This is a genomic window from Aeromonas sp. DNP9 (genome assembly GCF_001728955.1).
In the GTDB taxonomy this organism is placed as follows: domain Bacteria; phylum Pseudomonadota; class Gammaproteobacteria; order Enterobacterales; family Aeromonadaceae; genus Aeromonas; species Aeromonas veronii.
Genome location: NZ_LYSQ01000013.1, coordinates 19,785 through 44,477, shown reverse-complemented (window position 1 = coordinate 44,477; position 24,693 = coordinate 19,785). Strand labels below are relative to the sequence as shown.

Below are 24,693 nucleotides of genomic sequence, written 5' to 3'. Positions count from 1 at the left end.
TCTGGCCGCGAAACAGTTTGGTCAGCGGCTCGACATCATCAGGTTGATGCTGGCGGTAGCGCCGTAACCCAGCCCGGCCATCAGGCGGGTAAATCCCCCAGCAGACCCGGGCCCGGCTCCATGGTGAAATCGAACCGCCTCCTGCCACCCATTATTTACATTCAGCAACAAAATGATCTGCCCTGACGGGGATAACAACCTTTATCATAAGGAGCCGGTTATCGTGCAATCGATAACTGCGCAACCTGTTTATGTCGCCCGGTCGTTCAGACCCCCAACAGAGAACCATTGCCTATGAAGACAGTTATCCGGCAAGAGATTGCCCTGCCCGTCGGCCTGCTGACCCTGCTCTTTTTCAAGACGCTCGGCAGCGACCTGCTGACAGAGACAACTCCGCTCGGGATCTATCTTCCGGTATCGGCGGCACTACTGGCCATCGTCACCTGGGCCATCTTCTCGGTGGTGCGCCACTCCGATGCCCTCGCCATCAAGCTGGGCGAGCCCTTCGGCACCCTGATCCTCACCCTCTCGGTCATCTCGCTGGAGGTGGTGATGATCTCCTCGGTGATGCTGACCGGCGAGCCCAACCCCACCATGGCCCGCGATACCATGTTTGCGGTAGTGATGCTGGTGAGTACCGGTCTGGTGGGCTTCACCCTGCTGTTTGGCGGCTGGCGCTACCACACCCAGAGCTTCAATCTGGACGGAGTGAAATCCTATCTGGTGGCCATCATCCCGCTGGCCCTGCTCTGTCTGGTTCTGCCCAACTTCACCGAGGGCGGTGCAATCGGCAGTATGTCGCGCGCCATGTCGTGGATGCTGATCATCATCTCGATCCTGCTCTACGGGGTCTTTCTGCTGATCCAGACCCGCAGCCACAGCCACTTCTTCGTCGACAGCGATCACGAGGACTACGAGGAGCACCACGGTCCGCTGCAGAGCAACGTCTATCACACTATCCTGCTGCTCGCCTACCTGCTGGTGGTGATCCTGCTGGCCAAGACCCTGGCCATCCCCATCAACTATGGGGTGCATGTCATGGAAGCACCCGCCGCACTGGGCGGCTTTATCGTCGCCTGCATCGTGCTGGCCCCCGAAGCAGTCGGCGCCATCAAGGCCGCCTTCAACAACCAGTTGCAGCGGGCAATGAACCTCTACTTCGGCTCTGTGCTGGCCACCATCGCCCTCACCGTGCCTGCCGTACTCTTTATCGGCTCCATGCTGGGTCAGGAGGTGCGCCTCGGCCTCTCCCCCGCCGATATGGTGCTGCTGGTCACGACCTTGATGGTGTGCAAGGTGACCTTCAGCAGCGGCCGCACCAATGTGCTCCATGGTGCGACCCATCTGGTGTTGTTCGTGGTCTATCTGTTCCTGATGTTCGAGCACGAATAACTGCGTTCAACCAACGTCAGAGACGCAAAGACCGCCCGATTGGCGGTCTTTTGTTATCTGCTCCCGGCTCTCACCGGCGCCTGTGAAGCGGCTTCCCCCTCATCCCCAACCCTTCTCCCGCCAGGGGAGAAGGGTGCTCAGGTTCACAGACTGGGCAGCACCCCGGCCGGGATCAGGTCGTTGTAGCTGGCACGGCCCAGCAGGACGGCGGCCGCTTCGATATCCGGCGCGAAGTACCTGTCTTTGTCGTAGAAGCCCACCTCTGCCCGCAGTCGTCCCTTGGCCAGCTCGATCAGCGCGGTACTGCGCAACGGCGCGCGAAAATCGAGCCCCTGTGCCGCCGCCAGCAGTTCGACTGCCAGAATGCCACGGGTGTTTTCCGCCATATCCGCCAGCCGGCGGCCGGCGAAGGTCGCCATGGAGACGTGATCCTCCTGATTGGCGGAGGTGGGCAGGCTGTCTACCGAGGCTGGATGGGCCAGGGTCTTATTCTCGGAGGCGAGCGCCGCCGAGGTAACCTGAGCAATCATAAAGCCCGAATTCACCCCGCCATTGTTGACCAGAAACGCCGGCAGACCGGACATCCGCGAGTCGATCAGCAGTGCCATACGCCGCTCTGACAGGGAGCCGATTTCGGCGATCGCCAGCGCCAGATTGTCGGCGGCGAAGGCCACGGGTTCTGCGTGGAAGTTGCCGCCGGAGAGGATCTCCTCATCCTCGGCAAACACCAGCGGATTGTCGGAGACCGCGTTGGCCTCGCACACCAGCACCTCGGCCGCCTGGCGGATCTGGGTCAGGCAAGCACCCATCACCTGCGGCTGGCAGCGCAATGAGTAGGGATCCTGCACCTTCTCGCAGTTGTGGTGGGACATGCCGATCTCGCTGCCATCCACCAACAGGTGACGGTAGCAGGCGGCCGCGTCGATCTGGCCACGCTGACCGCGTACCGCGTGAATGCGAGCATCGAACGGCCGGCGGCTGCCAAGGGCGGCCTCCACACTCATGGCACCTATGGTGATGGCACCGGCGAACAGATCCTCGGCATGGAACAGCCCTTCCAGCGCGAAGGCGGTGCTCGCCTGAGTGCCGTTGAGCAGCGCCAATCCTTCTTTGGGTGCCAGCGCGATAGGCTCGAGCCCGGCAATTTTCAGCGCCGTGGCAGCGTCGATCAGCTCGCCCTTGTGGCGAGCCTTGCCTTCACCGATCAGCAGGCAGCTCATATGGGCTAGCGGTGCCAGATCGCCAGAGGCGCCGACGGAGCCCTTCTTCGGCACCACCGGATAGACTTCGGCGTTGATGAGGGTCATCAAGGCCTCAAGCACCGTCAGCCGGATGCCGGAGAAGCCCCGCGCCAACGAGTTGAGCTTGAGCACCATCATCAGCCGCACGGTAGCGTCATCCATGTACTCGCCAATCCCTGCTGCGTGGGAAAGCACGATGGAGCGCTGCAGCTCGTCCAGCTGCTCCACCGGAATGCGGGTGTTCGCCAACAGGCCAAAGCCGGTGTTGATACCATACACCACCCGGTTCTGTTCGATCACCTTGGTAACCACGGCAGCGGAGGCGTGGATCCCCGGCAGGGCGGCCGGATCCAGTGAAACATGTACCGGCTCGCGGCTGACGCGGCGCAGGGTGGCAAGATCCAGCTCGCCCGGGGTAATAGTCAATTCAAACATGGTGTTACACCTTTCCTTTGACACCGTTGGCGCCGTCAATCATCGGCAGATCCAGTTTCGCCTCGCGGGCACAGTTGATGGCAATCTCGTAGCCGGCATCCGCGTGGCGCATCACCCCGGTGGCCGGATCGTTGCGCAGTACCCGACCCACACGGCGGGCCGCATCATCGGAGCCGTCACAGACGATCACCACGCCGGAGTGCTGGGAGAAGCCCATACCGACCCCGCCGCCGTGGTGCAGCGACACCCAGGTCGCGCCACCGGCGGTGTTGAGCAGGGCGTTGAGCAGCGGCCAGTCGGAGACGGCATCGGAACCATCCATCATCGACTCGGTCTCGCGGTTCGGGCTCGCCACCGAGCCGGAATCCAGATGGTCGCGGCCAATCACGATGGGGGCTTTCAGTTCACCGTTTTTCACCATCTCGTTGAAGGCCAGACCGAGCCGCACCCGATCCTTGACCCCGACCCAGCAGATCCGCGCCGGCAGCCCCTGAAACGCGATGCGTTCGCGGGCCATGTCGAGCCAGTTGTGCAGGTGAGGATCATCGGGGATCAGCTCTTTCACCTTCTGATCGGTCTTGTAGATATCTTCCGGATCGCCGGAGAGGGCCACCCAGCGGAACGGGCCTATCCCCTCGCAGAACAGCGGGCGGATATAGGCCGGGACGAAGCCGGGGAAGTCGAAGGCGTTCGCAACCCCCTCCTCAAGCGCCATCTGACGGATGTTGTTGCCGTAATCCAGAGTCGCCGCGCCGCGCTCTTGCAGGGTCAGCATGGCTTCGACCTGACGAGCCATGGATCGACGAGCGGCCAGATTCACCTCCTGCGGCGCACTCTGTTGCAGCTCGCGCCACTTTGCCACGCTCCACCCCTGCGGCAGGTAGCCGTGCACCGGGTCGTGGGCGGAGGTCTGGTCGGTCACCACATCCGGGGTGATACCCCGGGCCACCAGTTCGGCGAAGACGTCGGCGGCGTTGCCGAGCAGACCGACGGAGATGGCGCTGCCGCTCTGCTTGGCCTCTTCGACCATGGCCAGCGCCTCATCCAGGCTGTGAGCCTTCTTGTCCACATAGCGGGTGCGCAGACGAAAATCGATGCGGGTCTCGTCGCACTCCACGGCGATCATCGAGAAGCCAGCCATGGTGGCAGCCAGCGGCTGGGCGCCACCCATGCCACCGAGACCGCCGGTGAGGATCCAGCGGCCCGCTGGCGAGCCGTTGAAGTGCTGATTGGCCACCGCGAAGAAGGTCTCGTAAGTGCCCTGCACGATCCCCTGAGTGCCGATGTAGATCCATGAACCCGCGGTCATCTGGCCGTACATCATCAAGCCCTTCTTATCGAGCTCGTTGAAGTGCTCCCAGTTGGCCCAATGCGGCACCAGGTTGGAGTTGGCGATCAGCACCCGCGGCGCATCCTTGTGGGTCTGGAACACCCCGACCGGCTTGCCGGATTGCACCAGCAGGGTCTGATCCTCCTCGAGCCGGGTCAGCACCTCGACGATCTTGTCAAAGCAGGCCCAGTTGCGGGCGGCGCGACCGATGCCGCCATAGACCACCAGCGACTGGGGATGCTCGGCCACCTCGGGATCCAGGTTGTTCATCAGCATCCGCAGCGGCGCCTCGGTGAGCCAGCTCTTGGCAGTCAGTTCGGTGCCACGCGGGGCACGGGTCACGCGGTTTGGATCATGACGGGGATCCTGCTGTTGCACAGACATACACACTCCTTGTTGTATCAATAGGGTGCCTTCGGCGATGGGCGGCCAAAGGGTTAACGGGTCAACAGATGAATCAGTCGCGCGGCCACGCGGGCACTGCGGTTGTCCTGATCCAGCGTCGGGTTGTACTCGGCCAGATCGGCAAGCCTGAGCTTGCCGCTGGCCCGGATATGGGCCATGAGCGGTTCGATCACCGCCAGCTCCACGCCGCGGGCGGCGGGAGCGCTAACTCCCGGCATCACGGCCGCCGGCAACACGTCGAGATCGATGGTGAGATAGAGGTGATCACAATCGGCGATAAAGGCATCCAGTCCGCTTAGCAAGGTGGGCAGAGCACGCTCGCTCATGGCTTCATCTTTCACATACCAGACCCCCAACTCGTCGGCCCGTGCAAACAGCGCCTGGGTATTGGCTGTCTCAGCCACCCCTAGGCAGGCGTAGTGAAACGGCGTGCCCTGAGCGGCGCACTGCTCGGCGATCTGGAAGAAGGGGGTGCCGGAGCTTGCCAATTCCAGCTTCATGCGCAGGTCGAAGTGGGCGTCAAAATTGATAATGCCGACTCGCCCCTGACCCGCCAGATGCAAGTTGAGGCCGCTCCAGCTGCCGAAGGCCACCTCGTGACCGCCCCCCAGCACCAGCGGAAAGTGGCCCAGATCGAGTGCTGCGGCAACCCGCTCGGCCAGACGACCGTGGGCGGCGTCGAGATCGCCGTCGGGGCAACTCACATCCCCACCATCGTAGACGGGTCGATTCAGATGCCAGGCAGTGTTGGCCAGCAACTTGCGCACCGCTTGCGGCGCACCGGCGGCACCGACACGCCCCTTGTTGCGGCGAACCCCTTCATCGCAGGCAAAACCAAGCAGTACTACACCGGCAGAGTCTTGTGCTCCGGCGGTCCAGGGCAGCACCTTGTCGTGCCAGCGCAGGGCCAGTTCGCCATCTTCCGGATCCTGCCGCCCTTGCCAGAGCGACATGTCGATCGGATTGAACTTATCCATGGAGGGTCTCCTTGCCGTTGAAGATACGGCTTGCCAGCTGATCGACGCCGACCATGTAGCTCAGCTCGGCCGGATGGGCGCAGTGCCAGATCAGGAAATCGGCCGCCATGCCCACCCTGAGCTGGCCAAGGCGATCCTGCTCGCCGAGCGCTTTGGCGGCGTGACGGGTCACCCCGACCATGGCCTCCAGCGGGGTCAGGCCAAACAGGGTGCAGGCCATGTTCATCGCCATCCGCAGCGAGACAATGGGGGCCGTACCCGGGTTGATGTCGGAGGAGACCGCCATCGCCACCCCCGCCTTGCGCAGGGCTGCAACAGGGGGCAGCTTGGTCTCTTTGAGGAAGTAGAAGGCGGTGGGCAGCAGGGTGGCGACCACGCCACGGTGGGCTAGCGCCAGGATCCCTTCCGGATCCAGATACTCCAGATGATCCACCGAGAGGGCGCCAAAGTTGGCAGCCAGCGTGCTGCCACCGAGATTGGAGAGCTGATCCATATGCCCCTTCACCGGCAGGCCGTATTGATCCGCCGCCAGATAGACCTGCTCGGTCTGGGCCAGCGAGAAGCCGATGTGCTCGCAGAAAACATCTACCGCATCGGCCAGACCCGCCTCGGCGGCGGCCGGGATAATCTCCTGACAGATGGTCTCGACCCAGCTGTCGGGATCGTCGCGATATTCCGGCGGCACCGCATGGGCCGCCAGCAGAGTGGTTTTGACCCGGATCGGCAACGCCTCTCCCAGTCGACGTGCCACCCGCAGCATCTTGAGTTCGTCATCCAGCGTCAGGCCATAGCCGGACTTGATCTCCACCGTGGTGACCCCTTCGCGGATCAGGGATTTCACCCTCGGCAGCGCCAGCTCGAACAATTGCTCTTCGCTGGCGGCACGAGTGGCACGCACCGTGCTGATGATGCCGCCGCCCCGACGGGCGATCTCGGCATAGGGCACACCCTGCTGACGCAGCTCGAACTCTTCGGCACGGCTGCCGGCGAAGATGAGGTGTGTATGGCAATCGATAAGGCCGGGGGTGACCAGCTTGCCCTGCATATCCTGCCAGTGAGCAGGATGGGGCCCCTTAAGCTCGGCCATCGGCACCAGCGCGTGGATCTTGCCATCCTTCACGCCGATGGCGTGGAGCGGCAGCAGGCCGTAGTCGGCCAGCTCATCATTCAGGGTGGCGGGTGTCACGTTGAGCCAGACACGCTCGCAGTTCAACAGTTCCTTGTTCATAGCGACCTCAAATGTATATACATATTCTTATAGTCGATCTCTATGACGAAAGAAAGAGCGGTGTTCACATCCTGATAACAGCATCACGCTTAGAGTTTAAGCACAAAAAAGCCCACCAGGAGGTGGGCTTTGCAAAATCGAGTTGTATATACATTCACTCCAGCTGAGTCTTGGAGCTGAGCTTGTAGCGGGAACCGGGGGAGAGCAAACGGGCGTAGGAGACGAGATGCCCCTCCGACCAGGTACGCCGGTGCAACAACAGGCAGGGAGAATCCACGCGGATCTGCAACAATCCCGCCTCACCGGCGCTGGGCAACACGGCTTCCACCACGTGCTCCATCTCGGAGAGGGGGCAGACATCCATCAGATAGCGGTTGGGAGTCTGTTGGGTAAAATCCTGCTCACCATAGCCCGGCAGCCGCTCGGCATCGACGAAGCGCTCCTCCAGCTGCAACGGCTCCCCATCGGCCTGATGGACGATCAGGCTGTGAAAGATGGGGGCGCCAACCCGCAGTCCCAGCTGTACCGCCACCTTCTCGTCGGCGGCCAGTCGCTGCAGCCGGATCACCCGGGCGCTGTACTCGCCGCCACGCTCGGCGATCTCGTCGGCAATATTGCGAATAGCCAGCAGCGGCGATTCGGTACGCCTGTCCGCCACGAAGCTACCGGAACCGGCGGTACGCACCAGCCACCCTTCCGCCACCAGTTCCCGCAGCGCCCGGTTGACCGTCATCCGGCTCACGGTGAACTGCTCGCACAGGGCCGCTTCGGTCGGGATCCTGTCCCCCGCCTGATAGTGGCGTTCGCGGATCCCGTCCAGAATGTGCTGCTTGATCTGCAGATAGAGGGCTGGCGCCACCATGAAGCTCCCTAGCGCCGACGGTGGGGCGGACGCATGTCCGGCCAGGCGCGATAGACATCGGGGATCTGATCCGGGCCGCTGATGCAGAGATCAAGATCGTGCAGCAAGCCATCCTTGATCCCGTAGATCCAGCCGTGAACGGCCAGCTCCTGCCCCTTGCGCCAGGCGTTCTGGATGATGGTGGTGTGGCAGACGTTGGCGACCTGTTCGGCCACGTTCAGCTCGCACAGGTAGTCGAAGCGCTCATGCTCATCCTCGATAGCCTCGAGCTCTTCACCGTATTTGAAGTAGACATCCTTGATGTTGCGCAGCCAGTTGTCGATGAGCCCCAACTCCTGGTTCTGCATCGCGGCCTTGACGCCACCGCAACCGTAGTGACCGCAGACGATGATGTGCTTCACCTTGAGCACTTCCACCGCGTATTGCAGCACGGAGAGGCAGTTGAAATCGGTATGTACCACCAGATTGGCGACGTTGCGGTGGACGAAGACATCCCCCGGCAGCAACCCCATCAGCTGGTTGGCGGGGACCCGGCTGTCGGAACAACCGATCCAGAGGTATTCGGGGGCCTGCTGGGCAGAAAGAGTGGCAAAGAAGGCGGGATCTTCGGCCTTGATCCGTTCGGCCCACTCACGGTTGTTGGTAAACAGGTCGTTCAACAGTTTCACTTCTGCTCTCCCTAATGTGGCAGTGGCGGCAACATAACACACTCAAGGGTAACCAAAGCAAGGCCGACCAGATCCCTGTGAAACAAAAACAGGGCCATCAGGCCCTGTTTTTATGAGAGGAAGCATCAGGCTTCCATGGCATCTTTCAGCTTCTTGAGTGCGTTTTTCTCAAGCTGACGCACACGCTCGGCAGAGACGCCGTAGGTATCGGCCAGCTCCTGCAGAGTGGTCTTGCTGTCATCATCGAGCCAGCGGGCGCGGATGATGTGTTGGCTGCGCTCATCCAGGGTGGCGAGGGCCGAGCTCAGGCGACGGGTCGCGTGATCGTCCCAGTTGTCATTCTCGATGGTCGCGGCCAGATCGGAGGATTTATCCTCCAGATAGTGAACCGGAGCGAAACCGCCCTCTTCTTCATCGTCACCCACCAGATCGAACGCCTGATCGTAGTTGGCCATCCGCGCTTCCATCTCGGTCACGTCAGCGGCAGAAACGCCGAGATCGGCCGCCACGGCCTGAACCTCTTCGTGGTTCAGCCAGCCCAGACGTTTTTTGGATTTGCGCAGGTTGAAGAAGAGCTTGCGCTGGGCCTTGGTGGTCGCCACCTTGACCATGCGCCAGTTGCGCAGGACATATTCGTGGATTTCGGCCTTGATCCAGTGCACGGCAAAGGAGACCAGACGCACGCCGACCGTCGGGTCGAAGCGCTTGACCGCCTTCATCAGGCCGATGTTGCCTTCCTGAACCAGATCGGCCTGAGGCAGGCCGTAACCGGCATAACTCTTGGCGACATGAACGACAAAGCGCAGGTGCGACATAACCAGCTGACGGGCAGCCTCGAGATCGCCATCCTGCTGCAAACGCTCAGCCAGTTCACGCTCTTCCTCTGCGCTCAGCACAGGAATAGAGTTTACTGCCTGGATATAGCCTTCCAGACTACCTTGCGGAATCAGAGCCATAGTGCGCTGCAATGAAGTTCCCATCTGTTACCTCTTACTTTTCAATCGAATCAGTCTAACACCCTGAGAGGGTCTGTCTACTGACCGGATGCCATTCTGCGGCGTGTATCAAAGAACATGCCCAGTTTTAGACCGGCTTATCTTAAGCCTGCAGGATGAATCATGAATGAACAGTCAAAAAAAGGGGGTCACAATGAAGGACCCCCGAAAAGTAGCATGCTAAGTCCATTGTTGCGGAGCTCGCAACCTTCACATGCTTGCCAAGTCTGACGAGCAAGGCAGAGGGGCCACACCCGTATAAATGCTTCAGCTTTAATAGACTGCTTATAAATCAGAAGGTTCACTGGATCTAGCGAAGATCCGGAAGATCATTGTTATTCAGAATACTCTGACTATGGGGGCCAAGCCAGAAACGGCCCCTCTTTTACTTGATCCGCCTCTCAAAATCCAGCGATTTACTTTGATGACAAAGTAATCAGGATGGTTCGATGTCGCGAATGTGGCGATGGACCGAGAACCAGGAGGCAATCAGCCCCAGCAGGGCGCCCAGCAAGATCAGATTGATGCCGTCTACCGCCCCCATGCCAACCAGCCGGAAGTTACTGTTATACAAGCCCGCCAGCTCCTTCACCACCCCTTCGCTCCAGATCACCATCACTTCAGTCAGCCACCAGGCCAGCATGCCGCCGATCACCCCGAACCAGATACCGGTATAAAGGAAAGGGCGATGAATGAAGGAGTCGGTCGCCCCCACCAGCTTGAGCACTTCAATCTCGGAACGCTGGTTGAGGATATTGAGACGCAGGGTATTTCCGACGATCAGCAACACGGCGGAGAGCAGCAGCACCGCGATACCGGTAATGGTGTGGCGCAGCAGGTTCATGATCCCCTGCAGCCGGGTCAGCCACTGCAGATCCAGCTTGCCCTGTTCGACCCCCACCTCGTTATTGAGTTTGCTGAGCAGCTCGGCGGCCCCTTCCGGGTTCTGCCAGCGTGGATCCGGAATGACGCTCAGCACAGGCGGCAACGGGTTGCTGTCCAGATAATCGAGCGCATCGCCGAAGCCGGAGATCTCGCGAAACTCCCGCAACGCATCGTCTCGGCTCAGGTAGGTGACCGAATCCACCTCGGGATAGAGCAGGATCCTGTGCTGCAGATCGAGAATGCTCTGCTCCGGCAGATCCTTGCGCAGGTAAAGAGAGATCTGGGAACTGCTCTGCCAGCTCCCCTCCACCACCTCGGCGTTTTTCAGCAGCACGTGGAAACAGGAGGGCAGCGCCAGACTGACGCCAAGCACCGCCAGCGTCATCAGGGAGGCGAGCGGATTGCGCCACAACTCCCCGAGACTGGCAAACGCCTGCCGCACATGGTCAACCCCGTACATCATCAGACGGCGAAGCGGCGGTTGTTTATGACGAACGATAGCCATCAGAGCTCCTCCCCGGCCGAATACATGCGGCCCGCCTTGAGGGTCAGGGTGCGATAGCGCATGCGGGCGATCAGCCCCAGATCGTGGGTGGCAATCAGTACCGAGACCCCAAAATTGTTGAACTCCTGAAATAGCCGCATGATGTCCATGGAGAGCTGGGGGTCCAGGTTGCCGGTCGGTTCATCCGCCAGCAGCAGCGGCGGTTTGTTGACGATGGCACGGGCGATGCCGACCCGCTGTTGCTCACCACCGGAGAGCATCCGCGGCTGGTAGCGCTCCTTGCCGAGCAACCCCACCTTGTCCAGTGCCGCCGCCACCCGCTTGTTGATGTCCGCATGGCTGTAACCATCGATCACCAGCGGCAGCGCCACGTTGTCGAACACGGTACGGTCCATCAGCAGGCGGTGATCCTGAAAGATCATCCCGATCTGACGGCGCACATAGGGGATCTGGCTGCGCTGGATATGACTGACATCATCGCCATGGAAGAAGACGCGCCCATCGGTCGGACGCTCCATCACGCTTATCAGTTTGAGGAGGGTACTCTTGCCCGCCCCCGAGTGCCCGGTCAGAAAGGCCATCTCTCCCTTGCGCAGGTGAAAGCTGACCTTTTGCAGCGCCTGATGGCCGCCGCTGTATACCTTGCTGACCTTGTCAAAACGAATCATAACGGTTCCCTGAAATTGACAAACCCCGACCAGAGTCGGGGCATGGAACACTTACTCATCACGGCTGAGCTGACTCATCACGGCCGGACTTATTCATCGCGGCTAAAGAGCGCCTCGATGAAGTCGTTGGCAACGAAGGGACGCAGATCGTCGATCCCCTCGCCCACCCCGATATAGCGGATCGGGATCTGGAACTTGTCGGCCACCGCGAAGATGACGCCGCCCTTGGCCGTGCCATCCAGCTTGGTGAGGGTGATGCCGGTCAGGCCAACCGCCTCGCTGAACAGCTTGGCCTGGCTCAGGGCATTCTGGCCGGTGCCGGCGTCCAGCGTCAGCATGATCTCGTGGGGCGCCTCTTCATCCAGCTTTTTCATCACCCGCACCACCTTCTTGAGCTCTTCCATCAGGTTGCTCTTGTTCTGCAGGCGACCGGCGGTGTCGGCGATCAGCACATCAGCCCCGCGGGAGCGGGCGGCCTCGATGGCGTCATAAATGACGGAAGCGGAGTCGGCACCGGTATGCTGGGCAATCACCGGAATGTTGTTGCGCTGACCCCAAACCTGCAGCTGTTCGACCGCTGCGGCACGGAAGGTGTCACCCGCCGCCAGCATCACGCTCTTGCCTTCAGCCTGGAACTGCTTGGCCAGCTTGCCGATGGTGGTGGTCTTGCCGACGCCGTTTACGCCGACCATCAGGATCACATAAGGCTTCTTGCTGGTGTCGATCACCAGCGGCTGCTCGACCTTGGCCAGCATCTCGCCCATGTCCTGCTTGAGCAGGCCGTAGAGCGCCTCGGCATCCTTGAGCTGCTTGCGATCCGCGTGCTGCACCAACCCCTCGATGATGCGGGTGGTGGTGTCGACGCCGAGATCGGCGGTCAGCAACTGGGTTTCCAGCTCTTCAAACAGCTCGTCGTCGATCTTCTTGCCACGAAACAGGCCGAAGAAACCGGAGCCGATATTCTCCTTGGTGCGCACCAGACTGCGCTTGAGGCGAGCAAAGAAGCCCTCCCGCTGCGGTTTGTCCTGGGTGTCGTCGTCCACCTTGGCGGCAAGCGGCAGAGCAGCCAGTGCAGCGGCCTCAGCCTCCATCGCGGCGACCAGGCGCATATCTTCCGCTCGCTGGGCCTCTTTGGCGATACGGGCTTCTTCCGCAGCCTGAGCTTCGGCGGCAATGCGAGCCTCTTCCGCAGCGCGGGCTTCGGCGGCAATGCGAGCCTCTTCCGCGGCACGGGCTTCTGCAGCGATGCGGGCCTCTTCCGCAGCACGGGCTTCGGCAGCAATGCGAGCCTCTTCCGCAGCACGGGCTTCGGCAGCAATGCGAGCCTCTTCTGCAGCACGAGCTTCGGCAGCGATACGAGCCTCTTCTGCGGCGCGAGCCTCGGCAGCGATACGAGCCTCTTCCGCAGCGCGGGCTTCGGCGGCGATGCGGGCCTCTTCTACGGCGCGAGCCTCGGCAGCGATATGTGCCTCTTCTGCAGCCCGAGCCTCAGCGGCAATACGAGCCGTTTCAGCAGCTTGTGCTTCTGCGGCAGTGCGAGCGGCTTCAGCGGCACGCTCCTCTTCGGCGATCAGCGCTTCGTTGACGATCACCGGCTCCAAATCGGAAGCGCACTCCTCCACCACCAGCGGGCCGTGATCGTCCAGCTCGGTCGGCAGGCAGCAATCATCTTGCAAAACGGGATTCTGTGCGCTGGCAGGCACTTCGGGGGCAACAGCCGGCGTACTATCAGAAACAGTTATATCGGAAACGGGAGCGGGGGTAGCAGTGACCTCGGGCTCAACGGTAACGGGGGTGGCTTGGGGTGTCTGTGGTTGGACAGCCTCAGCCTCTTCTTTCTTGCGGCCGAAACCCAGCCAGGAAAACAAACCTTTTGCCATCTAAAAATACTCACATCAAAGGCTGACTGCTAAGATAGCCGTCCCTTGGCGGGTCGGCATAAAAATGAACCGCCTTATACTACCACTTTATTTTCTGACGATGAAACGCGATGCCCAGAGTGAAATCCAGCCGTAGCAACCCGAGCAAAAGCCCTGCCCCGCAAGGAAAATCGGGCTTTGTAAGAATCATCAGCGGCCAGTGGCGAGGCCGCAAATTGCCGGTCAAGGATGTGGAGGGGCTCAGACCCACCACGGATCGCGTCAAGGAGACCATCTTCAACTGGCTGGCCCCCCACATTCGTGGCACCCGCTGCCTGGATCTGTTTGCCGGTAGCGGCGGACTCGGACTGGAGGCGCTGTCGCGCTATGCCGAACAGGTGACCCTGATTGAGATGGACAAAGGAGCCGCCGACCAGATCAAGAAGAACCTGACTGCCCTCGGCAGCAGTCAGGGTCAGGTGATCCAGTCAGATGCAGTGAGCTGGCTGCAAGGCCCGGCCACGCCGTTTGATCTGGTGTTCCTCGATCCGCCGTTTCGCCGTGAGCTGCTGCCGCAAGTGTGCGAACTGCTGGAGCAGCGCGGCTGGCTGGCACCGGATGCCCTGATCTATCTGGAGCGGGAAAAAGAGATGGCCGATCTGGCGCTACCTGCCAGCTGGCAGTTGCTCAAGGACAAACAAGCAGGTCAGGTCTGCTACCAACTCTATCTAAGGGAGGTAAACAATGAAGCGAGTCTTTAATCTGTTGGCGATGGGGCTGATACTGTTCTTCTGGTTTGGCGTGCTGGTGAGCCTGATTGCCCCGCTGCCCGGCAAACTCAACGGCTTTCTGCCGGTCTGCGGCGTGATCGTCGCCCTGCTGCACTGGCTGCAGGCCAGCATGATCAAGGCGGCATGCAAACGCTACTTCGCTGTCACCAAGGCCGAATTTGTCACTGTGCTGATCTTTGGCGTGTTTGGCATGGTCGACATTCGTCAGCGCCTGCAAGAGATCGTCAACGCCGCCCAGCGCGGCAATCTCTCGGACAAACCATAAAAGAAAAGGGGACGGCGGTAGCCGTCCCCTAGAGTCGTGTCGTTCTGTCCGTAGAACTGCAATGCTCCCTGCAATCCCTGACGTTATCCTAATCCTTTGGAATATCCCCTTTCCAATCCGTTGGCGTGTCCTGCGGCGTTCCTGGCCTGGCAATTCATCCTGAACTGCTTCCCTGTCTCCATCCTGGAGGTGTCCATTACCACGTCCTGTGGGGTTCCTTGCGTCTTCCTGACAGATAACCATCCGGGTTATCTCGCTTCATCCTGAAGTATTCCTCTCGCATCCGGCGAGGTCCTGTTCATCCTGAAGAACGATGTTCCGTTCGTTCTGCTCCCATCCCGAGAGTGTCCTGCCGCATCCCGCGGTGTTCCTTTATTCATCCGTGACGATAATCATCCTGATTATCGAACTCATCCTGAGGTGTCCCTTGTCCACATCCTGCGGACTATTCCATCTTTATGCGCTGCCCTGCATCCTGCCGGACCAGCTCCGTCCTTGTGAGACCCATACTAAGGAAATGTGCACCCCGAACAAGGGCCATCCGATGATAAAGATCCGATGCAGCTCCCATTCAAAAATACGAACTTAAAAACTAACCCTTTAATATCAGTCATTTATTTAGTTTCACAGGAAAGCTCGATCATTCTGGCATGGCTTCGCGTACGGCTCAAAGCGCCAGCCTCTTACAGTCGCTATGGCAGATCTCTTACACGGGTTTCGCCCCCAAAAACGGGGCAGGAAAACGGTTCAATCCTGACGTTAAGACTTAAAAATTAGTTGAATAAATATGCTTAAAAAAACCGCAAAAAAAAAAGAGCCGAGACCAGGCTCGACTCTTCAACATTCCAATTTTTTAATCAGCTCAAGCGGTTGGCCGGATTGAGATAGGCCTTGCGCAGCGATTCCGGTGCCAGCACCTCCAGTTCACCGCCGATGTTGTTCAACCAGCTGCGAAACTCCGGGGTGTCCTGCACTTCAGTCTCCACCACCACGCTGCGCTTGTCATAGCGGGTCATGCGCGGATTGTTGCCGGGGATCTGGTTATCCACCAGCGACTGGCTGTTGGCATCGATCCGGCCGACGAAGCGGATCGGGCCGCTCACATCCTGATAGCCCTGATCGCGGATCAGCTTCTGGATATTGAAATCCTTCGGCTGGGTGGCGCTGAAGTTGGTCAGCTCCACGTTCTTGATATGGTCAAACGGGATGCCGTACACCTTGGGATCCAGCTCGGAGAGGGTGCAGAGCAGGATCGGGCCGTCCGGCTGATTGAGAATGCCGAGCGGGTTGATACGGTCGTAGCAGAGCCATACGGTGCGCTCTTTGATCACGCGCTGGATCTCGGCACTGAACTTGCGACCACGCCAGAGCGCATCGCGGATCAGGGTGCTGCGGCGGATCTCCGGGTTGCCGGCAAACGGACGCGGTGACTGGTGGACACTCTCCAGCCAGCGCTCGGCCAGTTCACTCTGGCTGTCACGGATAACCTGGCTCGCCTTGTCGACCAGCGGGTTCAATTCGGTCAGTACACTCGCCGGCAACAGTTGGCTAGCCTGATCACTCCAGGTTTTCAGGGCCACCGCCAGCGAGAGCGGCATGATATTGGCAAAGTCGTTGAGGCCGTGGCGCTCGAAGCACCAGCCATGGGGTTTGCTGCGCTCGTCCGAGGTGAGGTCGAACAGTCCCATGCCGGACATCTCCTCCAGGTCCCGTTGCACGGTACGCAGACTGACGTGGATGCCTTCCTCTTCCAGTTTTACCTGGAGTTGGCTGGCGGTCAGCTTGTAAGGGCGGTGCGGGATGCAACGCGCCAAGGTCAGTTGTCGTAACAGCTTCTTGCTCATGGTGCTTGCCTTCACTGGTTTAGCGTTGACTGTATGCTAGTCGTGACTTGCGACAGTCTATGTCGCAAGTTTTGCTGCGACAACTGTCGCCATTTTCATACAAAACACACTAAGCTATTGATTTATAAAGACAATGCACTCAAAAAAGGAGCCGCTAGAGGCTAAAATTAGCCAAAAATCCCTCAAATGAAAGTTCTATGTTGCGATTTATTGCCAGCATAAAACTCTGATTAATTAATTCATCTCAGAATATGATTTCAGGGGAGAGCATGACTCTCCCCTTTTGCTCACATCAACCACGACCAGGCTGACTTGGTGATGGCCGCACCGACCATGTAGCAAAACACCGCCAGCGCTGCCACACCGGCCACCAGCTTCTGACCGCGGGCCGGGCGCTTGAGCGCCATGACACCCAGACCGATATAGAGTACCAGTGCAATCAGCTTGGCCATCAACCAGGGTTGTTGACCCGGGCTCAACTGCAAGGCCACCGCCAGCAACACACCAAACAGCAGCAGGAAGGTGTCATTGATATGAGGCAGGATCTTCAGCCACTTCTGCTGCAACCGATCGCTGCCGGCCAGCGCCAGACTCCAGCGATAGATAAAGAGCAGCAGACTGACCAGCGCCAGCGTCATATGCAGGTGTTTGAACATGGGGTAATAGGCAATCATTTTGCTTCCTTGTCGTCGTCGGGTAGCCCGCTGTTCCAGTTGTGGGCATGGATACGCTCCTGCCCCTCCTCGTCGTCTTGCAACAGATCGGAGAGGATCTCCCGGTATTGCAGGCTCTTGTTGATATAAGTGTGTTCGTCGTCCAGATAGTTGACCTGCTCGCGCAACAGCCAGTTATCGTGCTGTTTGAAGGTCTGCCCCGCCCGCCAGGCCTGGTTGGCCCGAAAACCGAGCTGGGCCAGGGCTTCCACCCCCAGATCGACCGCCGAGCCCAGGGTTTCCCGATGCACGCACTCGACCCCGTGGCGCAGGATCTCGTGGGCATGGGGTCGATCCAGCGCTCGCGCCAGGATCTTCAGGTGCGGGAAGTGCTTCTGCACCATCTCGATAACCGCCAGCGAGGTAGCCGGATCGTTGATGGAGAGCACCAGCAGCTTCGCCTTGTGCGCCCCTGCGGCATGGAGCAGATCGATCCGGCTGGCATCGCCATAGAAGACCTGATAGCCATACTTGCGCAGGGTCTCTATCTGACTGGCATCCTGCTCGAGGATGGTGGTACCGATGCCGTGGCCGTGCAGCAGACGCCCCACGATCTGACCGAAGCGGCCGAAGCCTGCGATGATCACCGGATGCTCCACCAACTCAGGTTGCTCATGCTGCGGCGCGTCGCTCTGGTTACGGTAATCGAACCAGGGCTGGATCACCCGATCGTTGAGGATCAGCAGCAGTGGGGTGAGCGCCATGGAGAGCGCCACCACCAGCGTCAGCAGCGAGATGGTCTCACCGGGCAGCACCCGGTTCTGGGCGGCAAACGAGAAGAGCACGAAGGCAAACTCACCGCCCTGTGCAAGCGCCAGCGCGAAGGTCCAACGCTGGCTCGGCGAGATGCGGATGATGAAGCCGAGTGCCATCAACACCAGCCATTTAAGCACCATCAGGCCAACCACCAGAGTGGGTATCAGGAAGGGGTGTTCGGCAAACAGCCCGAAGTCGATCCCCGCCCCCACCGACATAAAGAACAGGCCGAGCAGCAAGCCCTTGAACGGCTCAATGTCTGCCTCCAGCTCGTGGCGATATTCGCTGTCGGCCAGCACCACACCGGCGAGGAAAGAGCCGAGTGCGGGCGAAAGCCCCACCGACTCCATCAGCACCGCGATGGCGATCACCAGCAGCAGGGCTGCGGCGACGAAGATCTCCCGCATATGGGACTGGGCGATGGCACGAAACACCGGCCGCATCAGGTAGTGGCCACCCAGCACAATGCCGGAGATCGCCGCGACTACCAGCAGACCATGCTGCCAGCCTGCCAGCTCGGAGCCGCCATTGCTGGCGACCGGTGCCATGGCCAGCAGCGGTAGCAGCGCCAGGATCGGAATGACCGCAATATCCTGAAACAGCAGCACCGCAAAGGCGGAGCGACCGCTCTCGCTCTGCATCAATTTACGCTCCTGCAGGCTCTGCAGAACGATGGCGGTGGAGGAGAGCGCCAGAATGAGGCCGATGGCCAGCCCCTGTTGCAGCGGCAGACCGATCAGGTGCGCCACGCCGGTCAGTGCCGCCGTAGTGAGCAGCACCTGCAGGCCGCCGGTGCCGAGGATCGGCCCCTTCAGCTGCCACAGCAGCGCCGGTCTGAGCTCCAGCCCGACCAGAAACAGCATCAGCACCACGCCAAACTCGGCGAAGTGCATCACATCCTTCTGCTCCCCCACCAGCCCCAGCAGAAAGGGGCCTATGATGATCCCCGCCAGCAGGTAGCCGAGCACCGAGCCCAGCCCCCAGCGCTTGGCCAGCGGCACCGCGATAACGGCGGCAGAGAGATAGATAAAGGCATCAAACAGGATACCGTGGCCCATCAGTCAGCCCTCCGTGTGAACGTCTGGTCCGGCTCATAAGCTCGGCCAACAAGCTGCCCATGTGTCATCAGAGCACCTCCAGCAAGTCGCGCAGATAAGGGCGCCCGGCCAGCTGCTCCGGGGTCAGCTGATCGTCACGCAGGGCACAGAGCAGCTGGCGGTAATCCTGTCCACAGCGGCGCAGGGCAGCGGGATCCTTGATCTTGTGAAAGGAGTGCAACACGAAAGGGGGCAGCCAGTTCATGCCGCACAAGGTGGCAGCCTGCTGAAATGGCAGCAGAAAATCGAGCAGCGGTCGGCTGTTGTAACCCTCGCTACAGTAGGACTCCGGCGCCCCGCCGGTGGTGATGGCGCTCAGCCACTGCTTGCCCTTGAGGGCGTGGGCTTCGGGGCCGTAGGCGTAGCCATACTCCAGCACCAGATCCATCCACTCTTTCATGATGGCCGGGCAGGAGTACCAGTAAAACGGGTGCTGAAAGACGATGATGTCATGCTCACAGAGCAGCGCCTGCTCCCGCTTCACATCGATGAACATGTCGGGATAGTGCTGGTAGAGGTCGTGAACCGTGACCCCCTCCAGCCCCTCAATCGCCTGCAACAGCTGCTTGTTGGCCCGCGAGCTCTGCAGCGCGGGATGGGAAAAAATAACCAGAATGCGTTTCATGACCACATCACCCGAACAAAGCCTTGCGGTGCAAGGCGAGGTAAACAGAAAAGGGGAGTCTGGGGAGCTGCATCGTAAAGGTGCACAGGAGAGCGACCTTATCAGGAAGCGCCATAGCCTGCCAACTCGGGGATCAGCTCCCGCAGCGCCGGATTGAGGGTCTGGTGGGCGGGATAGCAGAGCCCAATCCGGCGAAACATCCGCGGCCCGCTCACCGGCAGGGTACAGAGACCCGCCTCATCTTCCACCAGCCCGTCCGGCAGAAAACTGATGCCGACTCCCGCCAGCACCAGCGCCATCACCAACCCCTTGCTCTCGGCCTTGGCCACCAGATTGAGGGTAAGCCGGTCACAGGCCAGCAGGCCGATAGTCTGCTGATGGGCTTCGCAGGGCGGGCACTCAATAAAATCATAATGTTGCAGCTCGGCCAGCTCGATCCTTTCGCGACTGGCAAGGGGATGGTCGACCGGCACGCAGAGCACGTAATCCTCCTCCCAGAGCGGCAGAAAGATCTCGTCCTCCCGGCGCAAGGCATCCAGCGTCAAGCGGCAGTCGGCTGGCGTGCCGTAATCGGAGAGGGTGAGATCCAGCTGCGGCAACACACGCTGTACTTGCTGCAGCAGCCCGGCCACCCGGCGGCGACTCAAGTCCGGCATGATGGCGATATTGAGCCTCGCACGCGTCGCTTTCTGGCGAAACAGCTCTGGCAAACGGCGCGCCTCCTCCACCAGCTTGACCGCGTGAGGATAGAGATAGTGGGCCGGATCTTTCGCCACCACCCCCTTTTTGCCCCGGACAAACAGGCTGTCACCGAGCGCCTCTTCCAGCTGGCGCAGCCCCGCCGAGAGGGAGGGCTGGCTGACGTGGCAGCGCTCGGCCGCCGCCGTGATGTTCTTCTCTTCATAGATGGCAATGAAGAAACGCAGCAATCTCAAGTCCAGCATAAACCAACCATAGTTTTTTCAGATGATAACCAGCGGAAAACAATATTTATCACTTATAGATGCAGTGACTATAGTGATTGGGTTCCGTGCTGGCCAGCCACCTGTTTGCTCAAACCGACTCTTGAATCAGAAGGAAAGACCCATGTCCAAATCTCTCGTCGTGATCACCGGTGCCTCCGCCGGGATCGGTGCCGCCATCGCCCGTGCCTTCTCTGCCGCCGGTCATCCGCTGCTACTGCTGGCCCGCCGGGTCGAGCCGATGCAGGCACTGAACCTGCCCGATACCCTCTGCATCGGGGTCGATGTAACCGACACCGCTGCCATGAAGGCCGCCGTCCAGCAGGCAGAAGCCAAATTTGGCCCGGTCGGCTGCATGGTCAACAACGCCGGTGTCATGCTGCTGGGTCAGGCCGATGTGCAGGATCCCACCGAGTGGCAGCAGATGCTCAACATCAACGTGATGGGGGTGCTGAACGGCGTCCACGCAGTGCTGGCAGGCATGAAGGAGCGCCGCAGCGGCACCATCATCAACATCAGCTCCATTGCCGGTCGCAAGACCTTCCCGAACCATGCTGCCTACTGCGCCACCAAGTTCGCCGTGCACGCCCTGACCGAGAACATCCGGGAAGAGGTGGCCGATGTCGGCGTGCGGATGGTGACCATCGCCCCGGGTGCGGTCGAGACCGAGCTGCTCAGCCATACCACTGACGAGAGCATCAAGGCCGGTTACCACGACTGGAAAGATCAGATGGGTGGCGTCATTGCGCCGGAAGTGATCGCCGATGCCGTGCTCTACGCCTGGAACCAGCCTGCCAACGTCTGCGTGCGCGAGATCGTGCTGGCGGCGACCCGTCAGCAACCTTAATCCTGGCTGACTGACACCATGGGGAGGGCTTGACCCTCCCCCGGGGCACAGGGTTACCATGTGCCCCTTGTTTTTTCCGAGTCATTCCATGGTTCTCACCCGTCGCCAACTCGATCACGCCCGTCGCTGGCTCCCCTTGTGGAGTCTGGTTCTGGTGTTGATGTCGTTTGGCAGCCGGGCCGCAACCGACCTCTGTACCCTGACTACCCACTGCAGCCAGAGCGAGCGCACCCTGGAAAAAGCGATGCCCTGCGGCAGCTTTACCACCGCCCTCTCGATGACGCTGGTAGGCAGCGACAGCCTGACGGTCGCCGTACTGGAACCGGATACCCCCGACTTCGCCTCCCCCTCTCTCTTTATGCCGGACGCCCCGTGCGAGCGGTTCGAACGTCCCCCACGCACCCGGATCTGAAACTCATCCCGTATCGGGCATCTTTTCTTTCAATCTGAGGTGAGTGATGTACAAATCCCTGTTACTGGCCATGTTGGCCGGTACCGTCAGCTTTTCTGCCCTCGCGGCCGAGAAGATGACCGTCTACAAATCCAAATATTGTGGCTGCTGCCAAAGCTGGAACGAGCACATGGAGCAGAATGGCTTCGAACTGGAGGTCATCGAAACCGAACAGCTCGGCGCAGTGAAGCAACAATACGGTATCGCGCCGGAACTGGCCTCTTGCCATACCGGTATCGTAAATGGCTATGTGATCGAGGGGCATGTACCCGCCGCCGATGTGCAGAAGCTGCTCAGGGAAAAACCGGCGATCCGTGGCCTGACCATTCCGGGCATGCCCCAGAGTGCGCCGGGCATGGATATTCCGGGCCATCCCTATGAGGTACTGAGTATCAGCAACGAGGGCGCGACCAACCGCTGGTCGAGCTACCCCGGCTGACGAAAACTGGTCATGAGAGGGCACTCCCATATCATGTGAGGCACACCTGAGCGGACTCTTGCCGCTCATGGCCAGAAAGAGGGCCGCTATCGCGAGATAGCGGCTTTTTTGATTACATTTCCTGCAATAACAAGGGATTGCTTGCAACCACCGGCAACAAGGGGCAGATTTAATGCCAATTCATGGAGCCGATGCTCAGGTCTACCAACCCTTTCCAGCGCCAAGGATGCGACATGTTTACCTTTTCCCGAGGAGTTCTGCTGCTAGCCTTTCTGACAGTTCTCCCCCCCACTTATGCCAATGAAGAGCCCGTCATGCTGACAAGCGAAAATCCAATCCAGCCGCCCGTGGCCGCCAAACATCCCCGCACCCTGAAAAAACACGGGGATACCCGCATCGACAACTACTACTGGCTGCGCGACGACCAGCGTCAGGCGCCGGAAGTACTGCAATACCTCGAGGCCGAGAACGCCTATACCGAGGCCATGCTCAAGCCGACCCAGCCCCTGCGCGAACAACTCTATAAAGAGATGGTGGCCCGCATCCCCCAGCAGGATGAGTCGGTACCCTATGTGAAAAATGGCTACCGCTACCAGACCCGCTATGAACCGGGCAAGGAGTACGGGATCTATTCGCGCACCAAGCTCGGTGAAGAGCAGGCGAGTCTGCTGCTCGACAGCAACCTGCGGGCTGAAGGGCACGAGTTCTATGCCCTCGGCGCCCTTGAGGTGAGCCGCAACAACCGCTGGCTGGCGGTGGCGGAAGATTTCCTCTCCCGTCGTCAGTACCAGATCCAGTTCCTCGATCTGGAGAGCGGCCAGTGGGCCAGCGACAAACTGGAAAATACCTCCGGCAATCTGGTGTGGGCCAACGACAACAAGACCGTCTTCTATGTGCGCAAGCACCCGCAGACCCTGCTGCCCTATCAGGTCTATCGCCACACGCTCGGGACGGATCCGGCCACGGACAAGCTGGTTTACGAGGAGAAGGATGACTCCTTCTACGTCAGCCTCTACGCCACCACCTCGGAAGATTTCATCGTCATCGCCCTCTCCAGCACCACCACAGGCGAAGCGCGGCTGATCGATGCCAACCAGCCGGAGCACGCCCCACGCCTGTTCCTGCCCCGTCAGGTGGATCACGAATACAGCCTGGATCACTACCGCGGTCGCTTCTATGTGCGTTCCAACAAGGACGGCAAGAACTTCGGCCTCTACGAGACCAAGGAGAGCCCGGTCGATCGCTGGAAGGCGGTGATCGCCCCCAATCCGGACGTGCTGCTGGAGAGCTACGCCCTGTTCAAGGATTGGCTGGTGCTGGAAGAGCGCAACAAGGGGCTGACCCGACTGCGCCAGATCAACTGGCAGAGCGGTGACGAGAAGGAGATCGCCTTCGACGATCCCGCCTATGTCACCTGGCTCGCCTACAACCCAGAGCCGGATACCAGCGCCCTGCGCTATGGCTACTCCTCCATGACCACCCCCGCCTCCACCTATGAGCTGGATATGGCGAGCGGCAAGCGCACCTTGCTCAAGCAGCAGCCGGTGGCCGGCTTCAAGGCCGACCAGTACGCCAGCGAGCGGCTCTGGGTGACCGCCCGCGACGGCGTATCGGTGCCGGTGTCGCTGGTCTATCGCAAGGACAAGTTCAAGAAAGAGCAGGCCGATGCGCCCAGGAGTCCGCTGCTGGTCTATGGCTATGGATCCTACGGCGCCAGCATGGATCCCGACTTCAGCAGCTCGCGCCTGAGCCTGCTGGACAGAGGCTTCGTCTACGCTATCGCCCATATCCGGGGTGGTGAAGAGCTGGGCCGTCACTGGTACGAAGATGGCAAACTGCTGAAAAAGCAGAACACCTTCAATGACTTTATCGATGTCACCAAGGCGCTGGTGGAGCAAGGCTACGGTGCCAGGGATCAGGTCTACGCCATGGGCGGCAGCGCCGGCGGCCTGCTGATGGGGGCAGTCATCAATCAGGCGCCCGAACTCTATCGCGGCGTGGTGGCGCAGGTGCCGTTCGTCGATGTGGTCACCACCATGCTGGACGAGTCGATCCCCCTCACCACCGGGGAGTATGACGAGTGGGGCAACCCGAACCAGAAGCGCTACTACGACTACATGAAGAGCTACAGCCCCTACGATCAGGTGAAGGCGCAAGCCTATCCCAACCTGCTGGTCACCACCGGGCTGCACGACTCGCAAGTGCAGTATTGGGAGCCCGCCAAGTGGGTCGCCAAGCTGCGCGAGCTGAAGACGGATGATAACAAGTTGTTACTGAACACCGACATGGACGCCGGCCACGGTGGCAAGTCGGGCCGCTTCAAAGCCTACGAAGATATCGCGCTGGAGTACGCCTTTATCCTGGATCTGGCCACCCCGGCCAACTGATCCAGTATGACCCCGGCCCTTGTCATTCAAGGGCCGCATAAGAATCCTCTCGTAGTTTTTCCCTCT

22 protein-coding genes are annotated in these 24,693 nt (G+C 60.3%); 7 read left to right on the top strand and 15 right to left on the bottom strand.

Translation table 11 applies throughout. The features are described 5' to 3' along the window. Positions 1-294: 294 nt before the first annotated feature. Positions 295-1,392 (top strand): calcium:proton antiporter, encoded by a 1,098-nt coding sequence (locus A9G06_RS10455; RefSeq protein WP_040069504.1) that lies wholly within the window; start codon positions 295-297, stop codon positions 1,390-1,392. A 143-nt stretch (positions 1,393-1,535) separates the two neighbouring features. Here A9G06_RS10455 and hutH read toward each other — a convergent pair whose 3' ends face one another. The 10 genes from hutH to ftsY form a co-directional block, all read right to left on the bottom strand. Next, entirely contained in the window at positions 1,536-3,068 is a 1,533-nt protein-coding gene (hutH, locus tag A9G06_RS10450) for a histidine ammonia-lyase (RefSeq protein ID WP_069555187.1), read from the bottom strand. A gap of 4 nt (positions 3,069-3,072) precedes the next feature. Beyond that, positions 3,073-4,782 carry a urocanate hydratase gene (hutU, locus tag A9G06_RS10445; protein ID WP_069555186.1) on the bottom strand — a complete coding sequence of 570 codons (1,710 nt, stop codon included), beginning with the start codon at positions 4,780-4,782 and terminating at the stop codon, positions 3,073-3,075. Positions 4,783-4,835: 53 nt separating this feature from the next. Beyond that, on the bottom strand, positions 4,836-5,780 hold the full coding sequence (gene hutG, locus A9G06_RS10440) for a formimidoylglutamase (protein WP_069555185.1): 945 nt from the start codon (positions 5,778-5,780) through the stop codon (positions 4,836-4,838). Then, positions 5,773-7,008 (bottom strand): imidazolonepropionase, encoded by a 1,236-nt coding sequence (hutI, locus tag A9G06_RS10435; protein WP_069555184.1) that lies wholly within the window; start codon positions 7,006-7,008, stop codon positions 5,773-5,775. The genes hutG and hutI overlap by 8 nt, the downstream gene beginning before the upstream one ends. Positions 7,009-7,162: 154 nt before the next feature. Beyond that, the gene (gene hutC / locus A9G06_RS10430) at positions 7,163-7,867 is read right to left on the bottom strand and encodes a histidine utilization repressor (RefSeq protein WP_058060001.1); all 705 of its coding nucleotides are present in this window, start codon (positions 7,865-7,867) and stop codon (positions 7,163-7,165) included. 11 nt (positions 7,868-7,878) lie between these two features. Next, positions 7,879-8,538, bottom strand: a complete 660-nt coding sequence (can, locus tag A9G06_RS10425; protein ID WP_005339998.1) for a carbonate dehydratase — start codon at positions 8,536-8,538, stop codon at positions 7,879-7,881. Between the two features lie 125 nt (positions 8,539-8,663). Beyond that, positions 8,664-9,518, bottom strand: coding sequence for an RNA polymerase sigma factor RpoH (rpoH, locus tag A9G06_RS10420; RefSeq protein WP_005339997.1), 855 nt, complete (start codon positions 9,516-9,518; stop codon positions 8,664-8,666). Between the two features lie 451 nt (positions 9,519-9,969). Beyond that, positions 9,970-10,923, bottom strand: a complete 954-nt coding sequence (ftsX, locus tag A9G06_RS10415; RefSeq protein WP_005339996.1) for a permease-like cell division protein FtsX — start codon at positions 10,921-10,923, stop codon at positions 9,970-9,972. Further along, positions 10,923-11,591, bottom strand: coding sequence for a cell division ATP-binding protein FtsE (gene ftsE, locus A9G06_RS10410; RefSeq protein WP_005339995.1), 669 nt, complete (start codon positions 11,589-11,591; stop codon positions 10,923-10,925). The genes ftsX and ftsE overlap by 1 nt, the downstream gene beginning before the upstream one ends. An 89-nt stretch (positions 11,592-11,680) precedes the next feature. Beyond that, the gene (gene ftsY / locus A9G06_RS10405; protein ID WP_069555183.1) at positions 11,681-13,471 is read right to left on the bottom strand and encodes a signal recognition particle-docking protein FtsY; all 1,791 of its coding nucleotides are present in this window, start codon (positions 13,469-13,471) and stop codon (positions 11,681-11,683) included. 110 nt (positions 13,472-13,581) lie between these two features. On the opposite strand from ftsY, the gene rsmD reads away from it, so the two are divergent. Further along, positions 13,582-14,211, top strand: a complete 630-nt coding sequence (gene rsmD / locus A9G06_RS10400) for a 16S rRNA (guanine(966)-N(2))-methyltransferase RsmD (RefSeq protein WP_005339991.1) — start codon at positions 13,582-13,584, stop codon at positions 14,209-14,211. After that, the gene (locus tag A9G06_RS10395) at positions 14,195-14,506 is read left to right on the top strand and encodes a DUF1145 domain-containing protein (RefSeq protein WP_005342853.1); all 312 of its coding nucleotides are present in this window, start codon (positions 14,195-14,197) and stop codon (positions 14,504-14,506) included. The genes rsmD and A9G06_RS10395 overlap by 17 nt, the downstream gene beginning before the upstream one ends. 857 nt (positions 14,507-15,363) lie before the next feature. Here A9G06_RS10395 and A9G06_RS10390 read toward each other — a convergent pair. The 5 genes from A9G06_RS10390 to A9G06_RS10370 form a co-directional block, all read right to left on the bottom strand. Further along, on the bottom strand, positions 15,364-16,350 hold the full coding sequence (locus tag A9G06_RS10390; RefSeq protein ID WP_005339987.1) for a WYL domain-containing protein: 987 nt from the start codon (positions 16,348-16,350) through the stop codon (positions 15,364-15,366). A gap of 287 nt (positions 16,351-16,637) precedes the next feature. Continuing rightward, positions 16,638-17,024 carry a SirB2 family protein gene (locus tag A9G06_RS10385; protein WP_069555182.1) on the bottom strand — a complete coding sequence of 129 codons (387 nt, stop codon included), beginning with the start codon at positions 17,022-17,024 and terminating at the stop codon, positions 16,638-16,640. Continuing rightward, the gene (locus tag A9G06_RS10380) at positions 17,021-18,877 is read right to left on the bottom strand and encodes a monovalent cation:proton antiporter-2 (CPA2) family protein (RefSeq protein ID WP_069555181.1); all 1,857 of its coding nucleotides are present in this window, start codon (positions 18,875-18,877) and stop codon (positions 17,021-17,023) included. Before A9G06_RS10380 ends, A9G06_RS10385 begins: the two co-directional genes overlap by 4 nt. 67 nt (positions 18,878-18,944) lie before the next feature. Beyond that, a complete protein-coding gene (locus A9G06_RS10375) occupies positions 18,945-19,541 on the bottom strand; it encodes an NAD(P)H-dependent oxidoreductase (protein WP_005339958.1) in 597 nt (198 codons plus the stop codon). Between the two features lie 101 nt (positions 19,542-19,642). Next, positions 19,643-20,485 (bottom strand): LysR family transcriptional regulator, encoded by an 843-nt coding sequence (locus A9G06_RS10370; RefSeq protein WP_069555180.1) that lies wholly within the window; start codon positions 20,483-20,485, stop codon positions 19,643-19,645. A 142-nt stretch (positions 20,486-20,627) separates the two neighbouring features. On the opposite strand from A9G06_RS10370, the gene A9G06_RS10365 reads away from it, so the two are divergent. From A9G06_RS10365 to A9G06_RS10350, 4 genes are all read left to right on the top strand, one after another. Beyond that, positions 20,628-21,350 carry an SDR family oxidoreductase gene (locus tag A9G06_RS10365; RefSeq protein ID WP_069555179.1) on the top strand — a complete coding sequence of 241 codons (723 nt, stop codon included), beginning with the start codon at positions 20,628-20,630 and terminating at the stop codon, positions 21,348-21,350. Between the two features lie 88 nt (positions 21,351-21,438). Further along, positions 21,439-21,762, top strand: a complete 324-nt coding sequence (locus tag A9G06_RS10360) for a hypothetical protein (RefSeq protein ID WP_069555178.1) — start codon at positions 21,439-21,441, stop codon at positions 21,760-21,762. Between the two features lie 46 nt (positions 21,763-21,808). After that, on the top strand, positions 21,809-22,240 hold the full coding sequence (locus tag A9G06_RS10355) for a DUF411 domain-containing protein (RefSeq protein ID WP_069555177.1): 432 nt from the start codon (positions 21,809-21,811) through the stop codon (positions 22,238-22,240). Between the two features lie 233 nt (positions 22,241-22,473). Then, positions 22,474-24,627 carry a S9 family peptidase gene (locus A9G06_RS10350; RefSeq protein ID WP_069555176.1) on the top strand — a complete coding sequence of 718 codons (2,154 nt, stop codon included), beginning with the start codon at positions 22,474-22,476 and terminating at the stop codon, positions 24,625-24,627. Positions 24,628-24,693 lie beyond the last annotated feature (66 nt).